At 39.5% G+C, this 20,069-nt stretch carries 19 protein-coding genes; 18 read left to right on the forward strand and 1 reads right to left on the reverse strand.

What is annotated here, in order from left to right:
* The first annotated feature begins 198 nt into the window (after positions 1 to 198).
* From pcrA to BW727_RS00360, 15 genes are all read left to right on the forward strand, one after another.
* Positions 199 to 2,466, forward strand: a complete 2,268-nt coding sequence (gene pcrA, locus BW727_RS00295; protein WP_062471449.1) for a DNA helicase PcrA — start codon at positions 199 to 201, stop codon at positions 2,464 to 2,466.
* A 15-nt stretch (positions 2,467 to 2,481) separates the two neighbouring features.
* On the forward strand, positions 2,482 to 4,518 hold the full coding sequence (gene ligA / locus BW727_RS00300; RefSeq protein WP_062471452.1) for an NAD-dependent DNA ligase LigA: 2,037 nt from the start codon (positions 2,482 to 2,484) through the stop codon (positions 4,516 to 4,518).
* Positions 4,505 to 5,647, forward strand: a complete 1,143-nt coding sequence (locus BW727_RS00305) for a CamS family sex pheromone protein (protein WP_062471455.1) — start codon at positions 4,505 to 4,507, stop codon at positions 5,645 to 5,647. Before ligA ends, BW727_RS00305 begins: the two co-directional genes overlap by 14 nt.
* Before the next feature lie 66 nt (positions 5,648 to 5,713).
* Complete coding sequence (gene gatC, locus BW727_RS00310; protein ID WP_062471458.1) at positions 5,714 to 6,022, forward strand: Asp-tRNA(Asn)/Glu-tRNA(Gln) amidotransferase subunit GatC; 309 nt, start codon at positions 5,714 to 5,716, stop codon at positions 6,020 to 6,022.
* Complete coding sequence (gene gatA, locus BW727_RS00315) at positions 6,019 to 7,473, forward strand: Asp-tRNA(Asn)/Glu-tRNA(Gln) amidotransferase subunit GatA (protein ID WP_062471461.1); 1,455 nt, start codon at positions 6,019 to 6,021, stop codon at positions 7,471 to 7,473. Before gatC ends, gatA begins: the two co-directional genes overlap by 4 nt.
* A 12-nt stretch (positions 7,474 to 7,485) precedes the next feature.
* On the forward strand, positions 7,486 to 8,916 hold the full coding sequence (gene gatB / locus BW727_RS00320; RefSeq protein ID WP_062471463.1) for an Asp-tRNA(Asn)/Glu-tRNA(Gln) amidotransferase subunit GatB: 1,431 nt from the start codon (positions 7,486 to 7,488) through the stop codon (positions 8,914 to 8,916).
* Positions 8,917 to 9,114: 198 nt separating this feature from the next.
* Positions 9,115 to 10,440: an IS3 family transposase gene (locus BW727_RS00325; protein ID WP_062532880.1), complete on the forward strand. Its 1,326-nt coding sequence runs from the start codon at positions 9,115 to 9,117 to the stop codon at positions 10,438 to 10,440.
* 137 nt (positions 10,441 to 10,577) lie between these two features.
* Positions 10,578 to 11,558, forward strand: coding sequence for a diacylglycerol kinase family lipid kinase (locus BW727_RS00330; protein ID WP_062470678.1), 981 nt, complete (start codon positions 10,578 to 10,580; stop codon positions 11,556 to 11,558).
* Between the two features lie 165 nt (positions 11,559 to 11,723).
* Complete coding sequence (locus BW727_RS00335; protein ID WP_062470675.1) at positions 11,724 to 12,236, forward strand: CarD family transcriptional regulator; 513 nt, start codon at positions 11,724 to 11,726, stop codon at positions 12,234 to 12,236.
* A gap of 102 nt (positions 12,237 to 12,338) precedes the next feature.
* Positions 12,339 to 12,764: a TFIIB-type zinc ribbon-containing protein gene (locus BW727_RS10510; protein ID WP_062470672.1), complete on the forward strand. Its 426-nt coding sequence runs from the start codon at positions 12,339 to 12,341 to the stop codon at positions 12,762 to 12,764.
* Positions 12,761 to 13,225, forward strand: coding sequence for a ribonuclease domain-containing protein (locus BW727_RS00340; protein ID WP_227807194.1), 465 nt, complete (start codon positions 12,761 to 12,763; stop codon positions 13,223 to 13,225). Before BW727_RS10510 ends, BW727_RS00340 begins: the two co-directional genes overlap by 4 nt.
* Positions 13,226 to 13,227: 2 nt before the next feature.
* Positions 13,228 to 13,515, forward strand: a complete 288-nt coding sequence (locus BW727_RS00345; RefSeq protein WP_062470666.1) for a barstar family protein — start codon at positions 13,228 to 13,230, stop codon at positions 13,513 to 13,515.
* Between the two features lie 169 nt (positions 13,516 to 13,684).
* A complete protein-coding gene (argS, locus tag BW727_RS00350) occupies positions 13,685 to 15,376 on the forward strand; it encodes an arginine--tRNA ligase (protein WP_062470664.1) in 1,692 nt (563 codons plus the stop codon).
* Positions 15,377 to 15,451: 75 nt separating this feature from the next.
* On the forward strand, positions 15,452 to 16,501 hold the full coding sequence (locus BW727_RS00355; protein ID WP_062470661.1) for a D-alanyl-D-alanine carboxypeptidase family protein: 1,050 nt from the start codon (positions 15,452 to 15,454) through the stop codon (positions 16,499 to 16,501).
* Entirely contained in the window at positions 16,485 to 16,715 is a 231-nt protein-coding gene (locus tag BW727_RS00360) for a helix-turn-helix domain-containing protein (RefSeq protein ID WP_062470658.1), read from the forward strand. The genes BW727_RS00355 and BW727_RS00360 overlap by 17 nt, the downstream gene beginning before the upstream one ends.
* An 8-nt stretch (positions 16,716 to 16,723) precedes the next feature.
* On the opposite strand, the gene BW727_RS00365 is transcribed toward BW727_RS00360, so the two are convergent.
* Entirely contained in the window at positions 16,724 to 17,317 is a 594-nt protein-coding gene (locus tag BW727_RS00365; RefSeq protein WP_062470655.1) for a CAP domain-containing protein, read from the reverse strand.
* Between the two features lie 104 nt (positions 17,318 to 17,421).
* Between BW727_RS00365 and BW727_RS00370 the strand changes: the two genes are divergently transcribed.
* The 3 genes from BW727_RS00370 (at position 17,422) to BW727_RS00380 (ending at position 20,033) form a co-directional block, all read left to right on the forward strand.
* On the forward strand, positions 17,422 to 17,904 hold the full coding sequence (locus BW727_RS00370) for a GyrI-like domain-containing protein (RefSeq protein WP_062470653.1): 483 nt from the start codon (positions 17,422 to 17,424) through the stop codon (positions 17,902 to 17,904).
* A complete protein-coding gene (locus BW727_RS00375; protein WP_062470649.1) occupies positions 17,888 to 19,249 on the forward strand; it encodes an MATE family efflux transporter in 1,362 nt (453 codons plus the stop codon). The genes BW727_RS00370 and BW727_RS00375 overlap by 17 nt, the downstream gene beginning before the upstream one ends.
* A gap of 109 nt (positions 19,250 to 19,358) precedes the next feature.
* The gene (locus BW727_RS00380) at positions 19,359 to 20,033 is read left to right on the forward strand and encodes a hypothetical protein (RefSeq protein WP_062470647.1); all 675 of its coding nucleotides are present in this window, start codon (positions 19,359 to 19,361) and stop codon (positions 20,031 to 20,033) included.
* Positions 20,034 to 20,069: the final 36 nt, after the last annotated feature.

Genomic DNA, 20,069 nt, shown 5'->3' on the forward strand with positions numbered 1-20,069 from the left:
ATGGTATTTTTCATCATTAAACCGAGAAATAAGGTTTCTAGTGATGGTTTTTCTTATTTATTCATCACTAGAGATAAGCTTCAGGTTTCTAGTGATGAAATACATCTTTTACCCATAGAAAAACTTTAGTGTTTCATTGAAGCTGAGGGTTTAAAATGATAGACTAGAGCATGATGCTTAAGAAGCAAAATAGAAAGGATGGCAGATGTGCAAGAACATAAATTAATTAAACATATGAATCCCAAACAAAAAGAAGCTGTTCTGGCAACAGAGGGGCCGCTCTTAATTATGGCAGGTGCCGGAAGCGGTAAAACGCGTGTATTAACACATCGCATGGCCTATTTATTAGAAGAAAAAAATGTCAACCCTTGGAATATTCTCGCCATTACTTTTACAAATAAAGCTGCTAAAGAAATGAAGAATCGTGTGACTCGACTTGTGGGGAGCCCAGGAAATGATATGTGGGTCTCAACCTTTCACTCCATGTGCGTGCGAATTTTGCGTCGCGAAGCAGAGCAGATGGGCTATTCTCGTAACTTTACAATCTGTGACCAAAGCGAAACCGAAACCTTAATGAAACGAATTGTTAAAGAAAAAAACTTAGATAGTAAAAAGTTTGAGCCTCGTATGATCTTAGGGAAAATATCTAATGCTAAAAATGAGCTCTTATCACCTCAAGATTACGCCAATTCAACAGGAAATTACTTCGATAATATTGTCGCTGAGTGTTACGACATGTACCAAAGACACTTAAAGAATGCGCAGTCAATGGATTTTGATGATCTGATTATGCAAACCGTTCGCTTATTCGAAGCGCATCCAGAAACGCTCGCTTACTATCAAAATAAATTTCATTATATCCACGTAGATGAATATCAAGATACAAACTACGCCCAGTATAAATTAGTCCAATTGTTGGCCGAGAAATTTCAGAACATCTGTGTTGTCGGTGATGCGGACCAAAGTATTTACGGCTGGCGTGGTGCTGATATGGCGAATATTATGAATTTTGAAAAAGATTACCCTAAAGCTAAAGTAGTTTTATTAGAACAAAACTATCGCTCTACACAAATGATTCTAAAAGCTGCAAATGCTGTTATTAAAAATAACAATAATCGTAAAGATAAAAGGTTGTGGACAGATAACACGGAAGGAGAACAAATCACTTACTACCGCGCCCAATCCGAGCACGACGAAGCACGTTTCATTGTTGGAACCATGCAAGAACAAGTACGCGAAAAAAACCGCAAGTACGGAAATTTTGCTATTTTGTACCGAACCAACGCCCAATCTCGTGTGATTGAGGATACCTTAATAAAATCTAATATTCGTTATAAAATGGTAGGTGGTCATAAGTTCTACGACCGTAAAGAAATTAAAGATATTATGGCTTATTTACGCTTGATTGCAAACCCAGCTGATGATCTGAGCTTTAACCGTATTATCAACGTTCCTAAAAGAGGCATTGGTGGTGTCAGTGTAGATAGACTGTATCGCTTTGCTGAAGAATATGATTATTCCTATTTGGATGCCGCAAAAAATGTGAGTTTATCTGGGTTAAAAGGAAAAGCAGCTACTGAAACAGCTAAGTTCGCTAAAATGATGACGGATTTGCAGAAGATGGCGGAATTTGTTTCTGTGACGGAAATAGTAGAAGAAATGTTGAAACAAACCGGTTATATTGAAAGCTTAAAACAAGAAAACACGCTTGAATCAGAAACGCGTATTGACAATATCAATGAATTTTTATCTGTTACGAAAGAATTTGAAAAACAAGCAGAAGAAGATGTTGATTTAACAACCTTCCTAAGTGATTTAGCACTGGTATCGGATTTGGATCAAGTCGAGGAAGAACCCGAAGCAGAAGTAACATTAATGACTTTACACGCTGCAAAAGGCTTAGAATTTCCCGTGGTTTTTATTATTGGCGTTGAAGAAGGAATCTTTCCATCCTATCGTTCCTTAATGGAAGAAGAGGAGATGGAAGAGGAACGCCGTTTGGCTTATGTTGGCATTACACGTGCTGAGGAAGAGTTATTTTTAACAAATGCCTATAGCCGTATGTTATACGGACGGACGCAAAACAACCCGCCTTCACGTTTCTTAGAAGAAATGGATCAAGACGTATTAAATTATGCTAATCAAGCAAGTCAACCATTCACAAAACCAAGTGCAGCTCCAACTACTTATCGCCAGCGTTGGAAAAAAGATCGCTATAACCATGCAGTCTCTCAAACACATCAAAGTAAAACAGATGTGGAACCCCAATCAGTTACCCAAACAGGAAATAGTGGTGCTGATAAAGTAGGCTGGAACGTCGGTGACAAAGCACGCCATAAAAAATGGGGAACAGGTGTGGTTGTTCAAATAAGTGGCGAAGGAGACGGCCTGCAGTTAGATATTGCTTTTAAAGAAATAGGCATTAAACGTTTGTTAGCTTCTTTTGCACCCATTGAAAAACAATAGGAAGGTAGCCTAAACATGACTAAATTAACATTATTAGAGTCACAAGCACGTGTTGATGCGCTTCGTGAACAATTAAATAAGCACAGTTACGCCTATTATGTTTTAGATGCGCCCACGATTTCTGACCAAGAGTATGACAAACTTTATCATGAGTTAGAAGAAATTGAACGCGTATACCCGGAATTAGTTGTTCCTGAATCACCTACCCAACGTGTGGGTGGGAAAATTTTACCTGGATTTGAAAAAGTTGAACACGACGTTCCTATGCTGAGTCTGGGAAATGCATTTAATCGAGAAGATTTGGAAGAATTTGATCAGCGCATTCGCAAACTAACAGATCAACCCATCCGTTATGTCTGTGAATTGAAAATTGACGGTCTGGCGGTTTCAATCAAATATGAAAAGGGCCGTTATGTAGCGGCGGCAACGCGAGGAGACGGCTCTGTTGGTGAGAATGTAACGCAAAATCTGCGGACGGTTAAAGCGATTCCGCTACGCTTACAAGAAGATCTTTCTTTTGAAGTTCGTGGAGAATGTTACATGCCCAAGCAATCTTTTGCTCAGTTAAATGAAGAACGCGACGAAAAAGGGCTGGATATTTTTGCTAATCCGCGAAACGCAGCCGCTGGTTCCATCCGTCAATTGGATTCAAAAGTGACAGCTAGTCGTAATTTAAATATTTTTCTTTATTCAGCAGCTAACTTAGAACAACTAAATGTTTCTTCACAATCGGAATTATTAAAGAAGCTTGCTTCTATTGGTTTAAGAACCAATCCACTCTTTCGTGTTTATGATTCCATTTCCCAAGTATGGGAATTTATTGAAGAGATGCAAACCAAAAGACAAGACTTACCTTATGAAATTGATGGTATTGTCATTAAGGTTGATGGCTTCGCTAGCCAAAAAGATATCGGTTATACCATTCGCGCGCCACGTTGGGCAATTGCATACAAATTTCCAGCTGAAATCAAAGAAACGGTTGTACGTGATATTGAATGGACAGTCGGGCGAACTGGCGTTGTCACACCGACTGCTGTCATGGATCCCGTTTCAATTGCCGGTTCAACGGTTCAACGTGCTAGTCTTCATAATGTCGACTTAGTAAAGGAAAAGGATGTCCGCATTGGCGATACTGTTTTTATTCATAAGGCAGGCGATATTATCCCAGAAATTATTTCGGTTAATTTAGAGATGAGAAAGGCTGATAGCACTGCCTATTCAATCCCTGAAACGTGTCCAGCTTGTGGAAGCCAGTTGGTGCATTTAGAAGAGGAAGTCGCCTTAAGGTGCCTCAACCCTAAATGTCCAGCTCAAATAAAGGAAGGACTCTCTCATTTTGTTTCACGGAATGCTATGAACATATCTGGTTTAGGAGTCCGAGTGGTCAGCCAAATGTTTGAGAAAGGGCTCGTTAAAGATGTAGCGGGGCTTTATAGCTTAACTGTGGATGATCTTTTGAAATTAGACAAAGTAAAAGATAAATCAGCACATAATTTTCTAGAAGCTATTGATAAGAGTCGTGATAATTCCTTAGAACGTCTCATTTTTGGTTTAGGAATTCAGCATGTCGGTGCGAAAGCAGCCAAAATGCTAGCAGAAACTTTTGAAACAATGGCAGGCGTCATGCAAGCTACCTATGAAGAAATTGTTGCGATTGAAGGTTTCGGCCAAGCAATAGCCAATAGTGTTATCCTTTATTTTTCTTTACCAGAAGTAAAAGAATTAATTGAAGAATTAGCCAAACAAGGTGTCAATATGCGTTATAAAGGTCCTAGAAAAGCCGCAGTAGCGACCACGGAATCAATTTGGCAAGGCAAAACAGTTGTTTTAACTGGTAAGCTCTACACCTATACACGTCCCGAAGCTACTGAAATGATTGAACGCTTAGGTGGAAAGGTCACTGGAAGTGTCTCCAAAAATACCGATTGGTTGATCGCAGGCGAAGCGGCCGGGAGTAAACTTAAAAAAGCCCAGTCGCTCAATATTCCGGTTTGGACCGAAGCTGAAATGGTTGCCCATCTAGAAAGAAGTGAAATAAGTGAAAATCAATAAAAAAAGCTGGTATCTTGGAATCTGTTTGTTAGCCATGAGTACGTTAATAGCGTGTACGGATATGCAAGAGGCTAACGATCAAAAAAACCAACCCCAAACAAACGTGAATGCAATTCCCGTTGAGACGACCTCCAATCAATTATCAAACGATTTCTATCGGGCGATGATTGTGGACGGTGAGTATGAAACCAGTTCAAATCGTGGTGTTAGCTTAGATCTCAACTCAGCTATCAATATGAAAGACTTTGAATCTGGACTTTTAGAAGTATCAAGGAATGTGTTTGCAACCGATAAATACTATTTTCAAGAAGGTCAGATGATTAGTGAAAATCAAGCCAGAAAATGGCTAGGAAGAAAATCAGAGGAGAATCCAGAAGGGTTAAATCCGGCTGGAAATGGCTCCGATGATCCGAGCTCACGCGTTCCCAATTATTTATCTCAAATACTAGAGCAAGATTTTATGATTCAAACCGATAAAGGGTTTGAGTTAGGTGGGATTGCAATCGGACTAGCGATGAATCAGATTGATTATTACACGACTAAAGATGAACAGAGTCGTATCTATACCTATCAGCAGGAACTTGATTTAGAAACAGTTGAAAAATATGCGCAACAATACGGAAATGAAATTGTTGCCCGTTTACGTGCAGAAAATGAGATTGAATCAATCCCCATTGTTGTTGGTATTTTCATTCAGTCTCCACAAGATAGTTTAGCAGGTGGCGTGTATACTTATGACGGACTCTCAACAAGCGGCAACAGTGTTTCAGAATGGGTCCCACGTAAAGAAAAGAAAGTCCTTTTCCCAGTCGATGAGAATTCTGAAGACGCTTCTCATTTTGCGAATTTTAAAAATGAAATACAAAGCTTTTTCCCGAATCTAAGTGGCGTTAACGGTGTGGGGCATTATCGAGACGAACAACTGCAAAATTTAAAAATAGATATTATGACGCAATTTTATGGCGAAACAGAAATTATCGCCTTTACTCAGCATGTTACCGATGCTGCTAGCCGGTATTTACCAGAAAGTACCCGGGTAGAAATTAAAATTGAATCGATTGGCGGAATCGAATCCTTTGTGGCACGAGAGAGCCAATCGCAAACATTTACCTATCACATCTTTGATTAGTTGATTTGAGAATAGTGAGAGTTGTGCTAAAATTGATAAGTGAGAAAATGGAAAGAAGGTATAGAGATGGCAGTGAGTGAAGAAGAAGTTCGCCATGTTGCAAAACTGGCTAAACTTGAATTAGAAGCAGATGAAATTACAACCTTTACAAAAAGAATGGGCGAACTCCTTGATTTAGCCGACCAATTAAGTACGGTCGATACGATAGGTATTCCCGTTACAACCCATGGTTATCCATTAAAAAATGTGATGCGACCAGATGTGCCCGAGCCAGGAACGGATCGGGAGTTATTATTCAAGAATGTGAAAGCTGAGATTAAAGATGGTATGATTCGAGTACCTGCAATCTTAGATAACGAGGTGGAAGGTGCATGAGTAAATACAACGAAACACTGAAGTCCTTACACGAAGGGTTAGCCAATAAGGAATTCTCTTCTGTTGAATTGACAAAGGAAGCTTTCAAACGTATTGATCAAACCGACTCTAAAGTTGGGGCTTTTTTAGCGCTAAACGAAGCAGAAGCAATCAAACAAGCAGAAGCAGCAGATGCGCGGGGCTACCAAGATAGCAATGTGTTAAACGGAATCCCTCTAGGAATTAAAGATAATATTATCACGGACGGGTTAACAACAACGGCAGCAAGTCGGATGTTAGAAGATTTCGTACCGATTTATGATGCAACCGTTGTTTCAAAACTAAAAGAAGCCGGTGCAGTGAATGTTGGAAAATTAAACATGGATGAATTTGCCATGGGCGGAACAACTGAGACTTCTTATTTCAAAGAAACAAAAAACCCTTGGGATTTAAATAAAGTACCGGGTGGCTCATCAGGTGGCTCAGCAGCAGCCGTTGCATCGGGACAAATTTTAGCTTCCCTTGGTACCGATACAGGTGGCTCGATTCGCCAACCGGCTGCTTTTAATGGCATCGTTGGGATGAAACCTACATACGGGAGAGTTTCTCGTTACGGACTGATTGCCTTTGCATCAAGTCTCGATCAAATCGGACCTTTTACACGGACTGTCACAGATAATGCTTTGATGCTAGAAGCAATCAGTGGACACGACAAGAGAGACTCCACTAGTGCAAAATTAGAAGTACCACAATTTAGTGCCAACCTAACCGGTCAAATAGCTGGAATGAAAGTGGCGCTTCCTAAGGAATATTTCCAAGCGGGGGTAAGTCAAGAAATTCAAACAGCTGTGCGCAAAGCTGCTCAGCAATTTGAAGAAATGGGTGCCATTGTTGAAGAGGTAAACTTACCAACGCTATCCTATGGTATTCCTGCTTATTATATTATTGCGTCGTCGGAAGCATCATCAAACCTACAACGTTTTGATGGTATTCGTTATGGGTACCGTGCTGAAGGTGTAAATAGTTTAGATGAACTATATATTCGTACCCGTTCAGAAGGCTTTGGTATGGAAGTAAAACGTCGTATCATGCTAGGAACCTTTTCTTTAAGTTCTGGTTTTTATGATGCTTATTTCAAAAAAGCCAGCCAAGTGCGGACATTGATTAAACGCGATTTTGAACGAATTTTTAATGATTATGATTTCATACTGGGACCAACTACAACAACGACCGCTTATAACTTAGGAACTAAGGTTGAAGATCCGATTCAAATGTACGTGTCTGATCTATTGACTGTAACAATTAACTTAGCAGGTGTACCAGCTATCACAGTTCCAGGTGGTTTTTCATCAGAAGGTCTCCCAATCGGTATTCAATTGATTGGAAATTATTTTGAAGAAGCAAAACTATATCAAGCAGCATTTGCCTTTGAACAAGCAAATGACTACCATACCAAACACCCAAACTTGTAGGAGGCGAAAGAGATGAATTACGAAACAGTTATCGGATTAGAAGTCCACGTAGAATTAAAAACTGAATCAAAAGTGTTCTCCCCATCTCCAGCACATTTTGGGGCAGAGCCGAATACGAATACAAATGTGATTGACTGGGGCTACCCAGGCGTTTTACCTGTCATTAATGAAGGGGCAGTTGAATTTGCAATGAAAGCAGCACTCGCTTTAAATTGCCAAATCAATCGCGAAACATATTTTGACCGTAAAAATTATTTTTATCCAGATAATCCAAAAGCTTACCAAATATCACAACTAGATAAACCGATTGGGTATGATGGATGGATTGAAATTGAAGTAGAAGGTAAAAAGAAAAAAATTCGGATTGAACGTGTCCATTTAGAAGAAGATGCGGGTAAAAATACCCATGGATCCGACGGCTATTCCTATGTCGATTTAAACCGTCAAGGAACACCTTTAATAGAAATTGTTTCTGAAGCAGATATGCGTTCACCAGAAGAAGCATATGCATATCTAGAAGCAATCCGCGAAATTGTTATGTATACAGGTGTATCAGATGTAAAGATGGAAGAAGGCTCTATGCGTTGTGATGCCAATATTTCTATCCGTCCATACGGACAAGAAGAATTTGGTACTAAAGCAGAGATAAAGAACTTGAACTCATTTAACTATGTGCGACGTGGACTCCTTCACGAAGAAAAACGTCAAGCACGTGTTTTAAATTCAGGTGGCGAAATTCAACAAGAAACCCGCCGTATTGATGAAACAACGGGCGAAACAATCTTGATGCGTGTAAAAGAAGGAGAAAGTGACTACCGCTATTTCCCTGAACCAGACTTACCAGAATTTGAAATTTCGCAAGAATGGATTGACCGGGTTCAAGCTAGTCTACCCGCTCTTCCGAAAGAACGCCGTTTAAAATATATTAAAGACTATGACTTACCAGAATACGATGCAATGGTATTAACCTTATCTAAAGAGATGTCAGATTTCTTTGAAGATACAATTGCAGCAGGAGGCGATCCGAAACAGGCTTCTAACTGGTTAATGGGTGAAGTTTCGGCTTATTTAAATAGTGAAAAACTAGAATTAGCTGATACAAAATTAACACCAGAAAACTTAGCAGGCATGATTATGCTAATTGCTGACGGTACCATTAGTTCTAAAATGGCGAAAAAAGTTTTCCGTCTCCTTGCCACTAAAGGTGGGGTAGCCAGAGAAGTAGTTGAAAAAGAAGGATTAATCCAACTTTCTGATCCAAGTCAATTGCTACCAATTATCAACAGTATTTTAGATGCAAATCAACAATCCATAGATGATTTCAAAGCAGGGAAAGACCGTGCTAAAGGATTCTTAGTCGGACAAATTATGAAACAAACCAAGGGTCAAGCTAACCCAGGTGTTGTTAATAAATTATTATCAGAAGAACTAGCTAAAAGATAATTCAAAAAGAAGCACTGACTAGGTTAAACTGGACCCTATAAAGTAGACTCTTTAAAAAAGAGACCCTTTATAGGGTCTTTTTATGTCTTGTACGAGAATTAGTCTCCCTTTCCTGATAAACTGGAGGAAAGGAACGGGAACCGCGACCGCTCCCCCAAGAGAGCCTTACAAAAAATACATTTTTAAGAGGAGGAACCCATGTCAAAACGAACATTCACGGACGAGCAGGTTACAGACCTATCCCACAACCCCTATGTTCAGAACGTCTCCCCCAAAGCCATCACCTACTCGGACGAGTTCAAGGTCCACTTCCTTGCGGAGTGGAAAAAGGGAAAGACTGCCCGACAGATTTTCATGGAGGCGAGTCTCCCAGTGGAGGTCCTAGGCGAGCGGCGAATCCACACCGCTGCCAACCGCTGGAAGAAGGCCTATCAGGAGAGCGGGATCACGGGCGTACGAGATCAGCGCAAGGGCGCATCGGGGCGCCCCCGCCTCACGGAGCTTTCGACCGAAGAGCAGCTCCGCCGGGCCAAGCAGGAGAATGTCCTCCTCAGACAGGAGAATGAGCTGTTAAAAAAAATCGACTTCGCAGAAAGGAGGGGAAATGAGTTAAGCAAGCAGGAGCGGTTCGCCCTCATCCAACAGGTGACGAGTCGCCCCGGCTCGCTCTCCGTCAGGAGAGCTTGTCTGATTCTGGAAGTATCCAATTCCGGCTACTACGCGCATTTCTCCCCCGAGAACCAATGCAAAAGGCAGGAGAAGGAAGAGGAGGACCAGAGGTGGCGCGACCGTGTTCTGGAAGCAATGGCCTATAAACGGGTGGCGAAAGGTTCCCGTGCCATTGTCATGTACTTCCTCAACACGAAGAAAACTGTAGTGAACCGCAAGAAAGTCCAGCGGATCATGCGAAAGTATGGACTCCAGTGTCCTATCCGCCGTGCGAACCCGTACCGAAAAATCGCAAAAGCCACACAAGAACATCGCACCGTTCCGAACCGGCTCCAGCGGCAGTTTGATCAGTCAGCGCCGAAGAAGGTGCTCCTGACTGATATTACCTATCTCCGGGGAAAAGACGGCTTCCTAGGCTACCTCTCTACCATCTTGGATGGCGCCACAAAGGAGGTTTTAGCCTACGCCGTCGCCGACCGAATCACCTTGGACATAGCTCTCGATACGGTGAAAGATCTAGTGGCAAAACATGGAGAGGACCTCCCTGCGCAAGCCCTCCTCCATTCCGACCAAGGGTCGCACTACACTAGCCCCATCTTCCAGAAATTGGTGCAGAAGAATGGCCTAACCCAATCTATGTCCCGCCGTGGGAACTGCTGGGACAACGCCCCACAGGAGAGCTACTTCGGCCACCTAAAGGACGAAATTCCTTACGAGGAGTGTCATTCACTGAAGGAGTTACAGTCTGTCATTATCAACTATATGGACTACTACAACCACGAGCGCGGCCAATGGAAACTGAAAAAGCTGACCCCGGTTTCCTACCGGGATCAGCTCTTGAAACAAGTAGCCTAGATTCTCTCTTTTTTAAACTGTCCTTGACTTGGGATCCAGATTAGGTCGTGCTTCTTTTTTATATTACACGCATTTCTATCTGTGTTATAATAGCTTCCGAAACCAAATGGAAGTTTTGAAAGTAGAGGCACGAATTTATGAGAGCAAGGGTTATTTATAATCCGTCATCCGGGCGGGAACAACTAAAGAAGAATATGCTAGACATTTTAGCGGTTTTAGAAGAAGCCGGCTATGAAGCCAGTGCTTTCGCAACAAAAGCTGAACCCAATTCCGCAGCAAACGAAGCTAGAAGAGCAGCGAAAAATGGCTTTGATCTGATTGTTGCAGCTGGTGGAGACGGAACTGTGAACGATGTTGTTAATGGAATTGCCAATTTAAAAAAACGTCCGACGATAGGGATTATTCCGGCCGGTACAACCAATGACTATGCCAGAGCGTTAAAAATCCCACGAACAAATTTAGTGGAAGCAGCCAAAGTGGTTGCTGAAGGACAGGTTGTCCCTATGGATATCGGTCAGTCTAATGAACAATACTTTGTTAACATTGCAGCAGGTGGTTATTTAACCGATTTGACCTATCAAGTGCCGCCTAAATTAAAGACGGCTTTTGGCTATTTAGCTTATTTGGCTAAAGGGGCAGAAAAATTGCCAGGTATCAGACCGATGCACATGAATATTAAATATGATGGCGGAGAATTTAATGGCTTAGCATCGATGTTTTTTATTGTAATGACGAATTCAACCGGCGGCTTTGAAATGCTGGATCCTAATATTAAATTAGGAGATGGTAAATTCTCACTATTTGTTCTCAAAACAGCGAATGTATTTGAAATCTTGCAAATTATCGGCGCTGTTTTAAATGGCGGCAAGCACTTGAATCATCCACAGGTTCTTTATGCTAAAACAAACTTTGTGAAAGTGAGTTCGCGGGATCAACAACCCTTGATGCTAAATTTGGACGGTGAATATGGTGGCGATGCGCCAGCTACTTTCGTGAACCATCAACAACATATTAACTTTATAGGTAATCACACGGAAGTCTATGAAGAGATAGATGCTGAAGCAAAACGAGAAGCTTTCATGCAGAGTATCGAACAATTAGGACAAGACTCTCCATAGTAAACAGGACTGAAAGCTTTGGCTTTCAGTCCTGTTTTGCTTAACGAAACAGATAGCCCTTACAAAAAAGCAATATTTTTGGTATAATATATATACAAGTGCATTTTCAAAAACAAGTACAGGTTTCTTTTGTACGCGGCACCGATTTTATAAGGGGGAATTCCATTGTATCAAGTTGAAGATTACATTATTTATGGTAATGAGGGTGTCTGTCAAATAGAAGCAATTGAGATGTTGGATTTATTAAAATCTGGCAAAGAAAAAGCTTACTATGTCCTTCAGCCCGTCTATCGCAATGGTACGGTTTATACGCCTGTTGATACTAAGGTCTTTATGCGTCATGTCATTACAGAAGAAGCTGCAAACGATTTGATTGATCAAATGCCATCAATCCGCGCAGAAGCAAGTGGTCCAACGAATGCATCTATCTTAAAAAATAAGTATACCGCAGCAATCCAAGAGAATAATGCGACTGACCTCATTCAATTAATCAAGAGCATTTACAAGAAAGCTGCCATCGCTCAAGAAAAGAACAAGAAAATGGGGCAAACTGATAAGTTTTTCTTACGAAAATCGGAGGATTTACTATATGGTGAGTTGGCAGTTGCTTTAGATATGCCTCGTAATCGCGTTAGAGATCATGTTGAACAGCGTTTGGCAGATTTAGCAAGAAAATAAAAGATTCAAAAAACCTGGATATCACATTCCAGGTTTTTTTTATCGAAAGGTCTTTAAAATTTGCTATAATAGATAAGAAAATAGAAGGTAGGAGATAAAATTATGAGTAAGCTCGTCAGTTGGGTACAAAATATTATGCGACAAGCCAATGGTTTTGATGATTTATCACGATTCTTATTGAAAACAGGTGCCATAACTGGCATTATCGGGATGTTATTTAGGGTCAATCTCTTTCTTTGGCTGGGATTTATTTTAATTCTATTCATGTATATCCGAACTTTTTCAAAAGACAGGCAAAAATACTATCAACAAAACCGTTTCTATCATAAACAACGAAATAAAATAATTAATTTTTTTAATGGACAAAAAAATCTTGTTTCAAAAAAGCAAGACCAATTTAAACAGCATAAAACGTACCGCTTTTATAAGTGTCCAAACTGTGGACAAAAGGTACGCGTTCCGAAAGGAAAGGGTAAGATCGCAATTACGTGCCCCGCATGTTCAGAAAAGTTTGTGAAGAAAAGTTGAAAAAATTTAAGAGACTTTTATTCTTACTTTTCATTTTATTTTCCGTATCTGCTTGCACGTATAGTGATATTCTAGAAGGTTCAACAAACAATCAACCAGATTTAAATACAGTCCAATATGGAAATGCGTATTCAGATAAAGAAGAAGTAGCCGATTACTTGCATCAATTTGAAGAATTGCCGCCTAATTTTCTAACGAAAAGTGAAGCACGGGCATTAGGGTGGGATAATGCAAAAGGGAACTTGTGGGAAGTAGCGGAAGGGATGTCTATTGGTGGTGATTATTTTGGGAATAGAGAAGGCTTGCTGCCAGAAGAAAGAGACCGTGATTATTTCGAAGCAGATATCAACTATCAAGGTGGTTATCGCAATAGCGAACGGATGATTTTTTCGAACGATGGCTTGATTTTCTATACAGAAGATCACTATCAGTCTTTTGAAACTTTGTATGGGGAGGAATAGTCATGGAAAAAATACTATTAGATGGCGCTGACTTTACTAGCCGTGAGATTCTCCATACCATTCTACAAGAAAAATTACACCTTCCAGACTACTATGGTCGTAATTTAGATGCTCTTTGGGACCTATTAACGACCGACTTTTCCAAAAAAATGATTGTAGTTCGTAATCCACAATCCATTAAAGACAATTTGGGTGGCTACGGAGAAACACTATTAGGTGTTTTTAGGGAGTTGGCTATTAAAAACCGAAATATTACCTTTGTTTATTCTTATCCATTTCCCTTGGAATAATTTTAACAAAGCATGGACAAAGAGGGGTATTCTTGCTATATTAATGTAGATATGGACTTAAATTTAACGAACGATTAAATCCGAAGGGGTGCCATGAAACGTTTTGAAGCAGACAACAGTAGTTGCCAAGCGCAGATGGCTCTTATAAACAAGAAAAGGGAGACAAATAATGGATTATAAAAAATTAGTTGCTGATGAATTACACAAACACGTTGCTGAGTATATGAGTCAAGAAGAAGTATTAAACTTACTGGAAAAACCTAGACACGATGAACATGGAGATGTTGCATTCCCAGCGTTTTCACTTGCTAAAGTCTTACGTAAAGCACCGCCTGTAATCGCTAAAGAGTTAGAAGGAAAGATTGATCATCCAGCAATTGAAAAGGTAGAGACAGTCGGACCTTACTTAAACTTTTTCTTAAATAAAGAACTTATTTCTGCAGAAATACTAAAAGAAGTGATGACACAAGAAGCTGATTTTGGTAGTTCTGATTTGGGACAAGGTCGAATGGTTCCGATTGATATGTCTTCACCTAATATTGCCAAACCTATTTCTATGGGACACCTGCGTTCAACCGTTATTGGGAATGCTTTAGCGAACATTGTTGAAAAAGTTGGCTATAAACCATTCAAAATCAATCACTTAGGTGACTGGGGAACGCAATTTGGTAAGTTAATTGTAGCTTACAAAAAATGGGGGAACGAGGAAGCAGTTTTAGCTGACCCTATTGCAGAATTACTTAAACTTTATGTGAAGTTCCATGAAGTTGCGGCAGAAGAAACTGAATTAGAAGACGAAGCCCGTGCTTGGTTTAGAAAACTAGAAGATGGCGATGAAGAAGCAAAAGGTTTATGGACTTGGTTCCGTTCTGAATCCTTAAAAGAATTTATGAAAATCTATGATATGTTAGATATTACCTTTGATTCCTTCCATGGTGAAGCTTTTTATAATGACAAAATGGATGAAGTTATTTCATTGTTAGAAGAAAAGAATCTTTTAAAACAAGATCGTGGCGCTTCTGTAGTAGAACTAGAAAAATATAATTTAAATCCGGCTTTAATTAAAAAGTCAGATGGTGCAACACTTTATATTACCCGTGACTTGGCAGCGGCTATTTACCGTAAACGTACGTATGATTTTGCTTTATCACTGTACGCAGTTGGAAACGAACAATCTCACCACTTCAAACAACTAAAAGGTGTTTTAAAAGAAATGGGCTATGATTGGGCCGATGACATGTACCACATTCCATTTGGTTTAATTACCCAAGGTGGTAAAAAATTATCAACACGTCAAGGTAAAGTTGTCCTATTAGAAGAGGTTCTAAACGAAGCACGCTCATTGGCGCTGGAACAAATTAACGAGAAAAACCCAACTTTAGAAGATAAAGAGGGCGTTGCCGACCAAGTAGGTATTGGCGCTGTTGTTTTCCACGATTTGAAGAATGAACGCCTTAACAACTTTGACTTTGTACTAGAAGAAGTGGTGCAATTTGAAGGTGAAACAGGTCCTTACGTTCAGTACACAAATGCACGTGCATTAAGTATCTTGCGTAAAGCAGATCAACCAATTGAACTAGATGCGCCACTAACAGTGGGCGATGACTACGCATGGGACGTCTTGAAATTGATTAATAGTTTCCCAGATGTTGTCATGAATGCTTTCAACCGATTCGAACCGTCCGTCATTGCGAAATATGCTTTACAATTATCGCAAGCTTTCAACCGTTATTATGGAACCACTAAAATACTAGTGGATAATGAAGACCGTAATGCTCGTTTGGTTTTAGTGAAAGCAACCAGTCTGATTCTGCAAGAGAGTCTTCGCTTACTAGGCGTTAAATCACCAGAAAGAATGTAAAAAAATAGATAAACAGCTAGAGGTTGGAGATAAATCCAGCCTCTTAGCTATTGGTAAAATGAAGGGAGGTTCCGGATGCGTAACCATAAAGTAAAGAAAAAAAGCAAATGGTTTTTGAGAAATACATTCTTGGTGCTAATCGTTTTGTTTGGTACTTCTTTGGTTCAAGACCAAAAAAACAGTGAATTAACCGATTCAACAGCAGTGATTGAAACAGTCTCATCTCCTAAAACAGTAGAAGCACTAACTTTAAAACCAAACGTGATAGAAGAAAATAAAGAGTTAGAAAAATTAATTCCAGATACCATCAAAAGTCCCAACGTTATCTTGTTTGACTATGAGACGCAAGAAATTATAGCCGAAAAAGCGAGCCACGAAACGGTTTACCCGGCTTCTCTAACGAAACTAATGACGGTTCTAATTGCTTTAGATTATATACCTGACCTTAATAAAGAAATTGTTATGGAGGAAGAGTATTTTGAAGGCCTCTTTGAGCAATTGGCTTCGATCAGTGGTTTTATCGAGGGAGAAAAAGTTCAGATGCGCGATTTACTTTATGGCGCCATGTTACCTTCTGGTGCGGATGCTTGCTTAGCTTTGGCACATTTAATCGCTGGTTCAGAAGAAGCCTTTGTTGATTTAATGAATCAAAAAGCAGAAGAGCTTGGGCTTCAACAAACCCATTATGCAAACTCAACTGGGCTCCACCACCGAACCAATGTTTCAAGTGTAGCTGATATTTCAAAAATCGTGATGGCAGGCTTAGAAAACCCTATATTTTACGAAGTTTTTACAACGCTACAATATCAAGTGCCTCCAACTAATATAAATGAAGAAGGCTTTGTTATGAAGAGTACTGTATTTAAGAACTTACTAAAATCGCCGGGTTTAATGGGAACAATTATCGGTGGTAAAACAGGATTTACCGAACAAGCGGGACTATGTATGGCTTCTTTGGCTGTAATTGATGGGCATCGGTATCTTTTAGTAACGGCTGGAGCAGATGCGATACCCGATTTCCCAGTTGGACAAGATCGTATTGTTGCACAACCTTACCATATGCAAGATGCCACAGCTATTTACCGCCGTTTAACAAAGGAGCAATCCAATGTATTTAACCATTGATCAAACTGCTGAATATTTGAATTTACCGGTACACGAGATACAGCGTCTAATTAGAGAAAATCAGATTCGGATTGTGACAGTTGATGATGAAATACTTATTTATCAAGAACAATTTAACTTGTTTCTTAAAGAAATGGAGAAAAAGAAACGGGAACGCGATGAATTTTTATCAACACCAATTCCAGAAGATCCTGATATAAAAGATGAAGACTAAATAAAAAATTAGCGTGGCGTACCAAAAATTTGTACGAGATATAGGTTTTCACCATCATAATGAACGCCAATTCCTAATTCTTTATAATCCGGTTCAACCATATTTTCGTAATGGCCAGGACTTTCAACCCAGCCCTCAAATAAAAAATCTGCCATTTCAACTTCTGATAGGTGATAGGTTCCCATTGCCAGGTTTTCTCCTGCTAACTGGTAATCGTAACGGTCATCTAACACAGTGTGAAATGGCTCTTCGTTTGGTCGCGTATGTGAAAAGCGCTCTTCTGTTTCGTAAGCGCGAATAGTTGCTACTTCAATGAGAACCGTGTTATTCTCTAAGGATGAAAGGCCTTGTTGCACTCTTAATTCATTTGTACGTTCAAAAATCCGGTTTCGGATTTTTTCTTGGTCAATTTCTTCAGGCTTTGTTTGGTTTTGAGTAATTATAAAAGACTGACGAATGGGCTCTTCTGATGAGTTAGTCTCGACGAGAACCGTTTCAAGTTCAGATTCGATACGCGAATAGATGGTTTCAAAGTTGACGGCGATTCCTATAATCGCTATAATGATTAATCCTGTGAATAGACGTTTTATCAATCGTAACATAGTAGGTAACCCCTCTCTGTTGGTCTATTATAACAAAAATAAATGTCAGAGCCTTATTTGTAGAATAGCATTTTTTAAGTTAATCGTGAAAGGAGATGATAGCCATGCCACGAATAAGTGACTGGCAAATCGTTAAACGTCCCAGTGTTCCTAGTTTATCAATCACATCCACTGTTGCCTTAAAAGATTTAAATAAGGAAATAAGAAATCAAAAGGAAAAATTAAGTCAGTATTTAAATGCGCAGCATATTTATCCTGCAGATCATTTTTATGTTCGCTATCACTCTTTTAGCAAAACGAGTGTCGATTTAGAAGCTGGTTTCCCACTGTTTCAAGCGGTTGAAGGGCAGGCTTTGATTGAGTCAAAAGAAAAAGAAGCGGGGTTATACTTAACCTGTCTCTTTCAAGGACCCCACAAAAAGATTCCGCCCGTCTACCGCGAAATGGAAGACTGGCTAGTTGAAAACCATTACCAAACGAATGGACAATCAGAAGAAATTTATTTAAATGAAAAAGTTTTGGACGAGTTACTTGTAACACAGATACTCATACCAATCTCGGAGGTAGTAAATGGAAAAAGAAAATAAAATGGGTGTCATGCCTATTAATCGTTTGCTGATTAATATGTCTGTACCTATGATGATATCAATGTTGGTACAGTCATTGTATAACATTGTGGATAGTATCTTTGTAGCAAGAATCAGTGAGGAAGCTTTGACAAGTGTCAGTTTAGCTTTTCCGATTCAAAATTTAATGATTGCTCTATCAGTTGGTGTAGGGGTAGGGGTAAACGCATTAGTATCACGTCGGATCGGTCAAAAGCGTTATGATGATGCTAACCTGACTGCTGAAAATGGTGTGTTTCTTAATATTTTGCACTCCTTTTTCTTTGTCATTATTGGAGCCTTCTTAGTGCCACTATTCTTTTCATCACAAACATCAAATGCTGATATTATTTACCATGGAACAAATTATTTAAGAATTATTACTTTTTTTAGTCTAGGAAGTTTTCTTCAAATAACCTTTGAACGCTTATTGCAATCAACTGGATTAACCTTTTACGCAATGATATCGCAAGTAGTCGGGGCTGTAACGAATATTATCTTAGACCCTATCTTTATTTTTGGTTGGTTCGGCCTTCCAGCAATGGGAACGATGGGTGCAGCATGGGCAACCGTTACGGGTCAGGTGTTAGCTGCTTCTTTAGGGATTTATTTCAACTTCCGCCATAATAAAGAGTTAACCCTCTCTGTTAGAGCTTTCCGACCTAAGTTAAATATTATTAAAGAAATATATGCTATTGGTTTACCTTCTATTATTATGATGGCAATTGGTTCAGTTTTAAACTTAGCCATGAACAATATTCTGATTGCTTTTAGTACGACTGCAACAGCCGTGTATGGCGTTTACTTCAGATTGCAAGGATTTGTCTTTATGCCTGTTTTTGGGATGAATAATGGTTTAATCCCTATTATCGGCTACAATTATGGTGCTCGCTATCCAGATCGTATTCGTGAAACAATCAAGCTATCGGTTCGTTATGCAACAGTCATTATGACGGTTGGTTTAATAGGATTCCAAATTTTCCCAAGCTTCCTATTGTCTCTCTTCAATCCCTCACCTGAAATGTATAAAATTGGGATTACCGCTTTGCGGATTTTGAGTTTGCATTTTGTACCGGCGGGAGCAAGTATCGTTTTGAGTTCAGTCTTCCAAGCATTTGGACTTGGAAAATACAGTTTAGCTATTTCGATGATTCGCCAAGTTGTGTTACTATTACCGATTGCTTACCTGATGTCTTTGACCGGTAATATTAACAATATCTGGTGGGCGTTTCTTATTTCAGAAACCGTATCTTTACTACTCTGCCTTTACTTTATGAAAATAATCAACAAAAATCATATTGTTCCTTTATACAAATTAGCAATTTAAGAAAAAGTTGGGATCAAACTCCCAACTTTTTTTCTTAATAGGTGGTATTATATTAGCTAATCTTATCCATATCGCATAGAATACAGATATAGTAAATGGGGTGAAGGGTATGGATAAAAAAGGAGTGGTCGAAACGCTTCAAAAAATGAGTGGACTTGTTGGATTAGTTGATCGTGAGACCACATTAATTGCTTACTATGAAGGTTCTATTGAACCACCAATCATGTCTACGGAAATTATCTGGCGAGATATCAGTGAAGTCAAACAGAGCATAAACGCTTGTTTAGTTGGAAATATTGACTATCAAGAGCATGTGGCTTCTTCATTCAGTCCAAAACAAGTTGTTTATGCAGGTGAAATTCAAACAGGTTTTGTCGTATGGGAAGCAGCCAATAAGCCACTTTTGCGTTTAAAAAAAGAATTGTCTCTTTTTCCACAAGAAATGAAAGAGGGTCTTCTAAACTATTATCGTGAGCAAGTAACTCTGGAATTAAAACCAGCTCAGCAAGCTGCTCTTAAAGGAGACAGTCATGCTCTAGTTGGAAATTTTTTTAAAATCGTTAGCTATTGGAACCATTTACTGTTTACTTTAAATGACCGTTATTTGCTAGATCAATTAGGAGCCGTTAAACAAATAGCTAGCTTCAGTTTAAAGCCGGTTTATTATCTCGTTCGCGTTGAACAAGCTTATCAGTATTTTGCTTCTCACAACACTAAGCTTGGTTTTGAAGAGTATAATGCCATTCAAGAAGAAATCAATCACTTATTAAAAGAAAACAGTTGAAATCATCCGACATTCACGTTACGATAAGACACAATA

It is taken from the genome of Jeotgalibaca dankookensis, from assembly GCF_002005405.1.
GTDB lineage: Bacteria > Bacillota > Bacilli > Lactobacillales > Aerococcaceae > Jeotgalibaca > Jeotgalibaca dankookensis.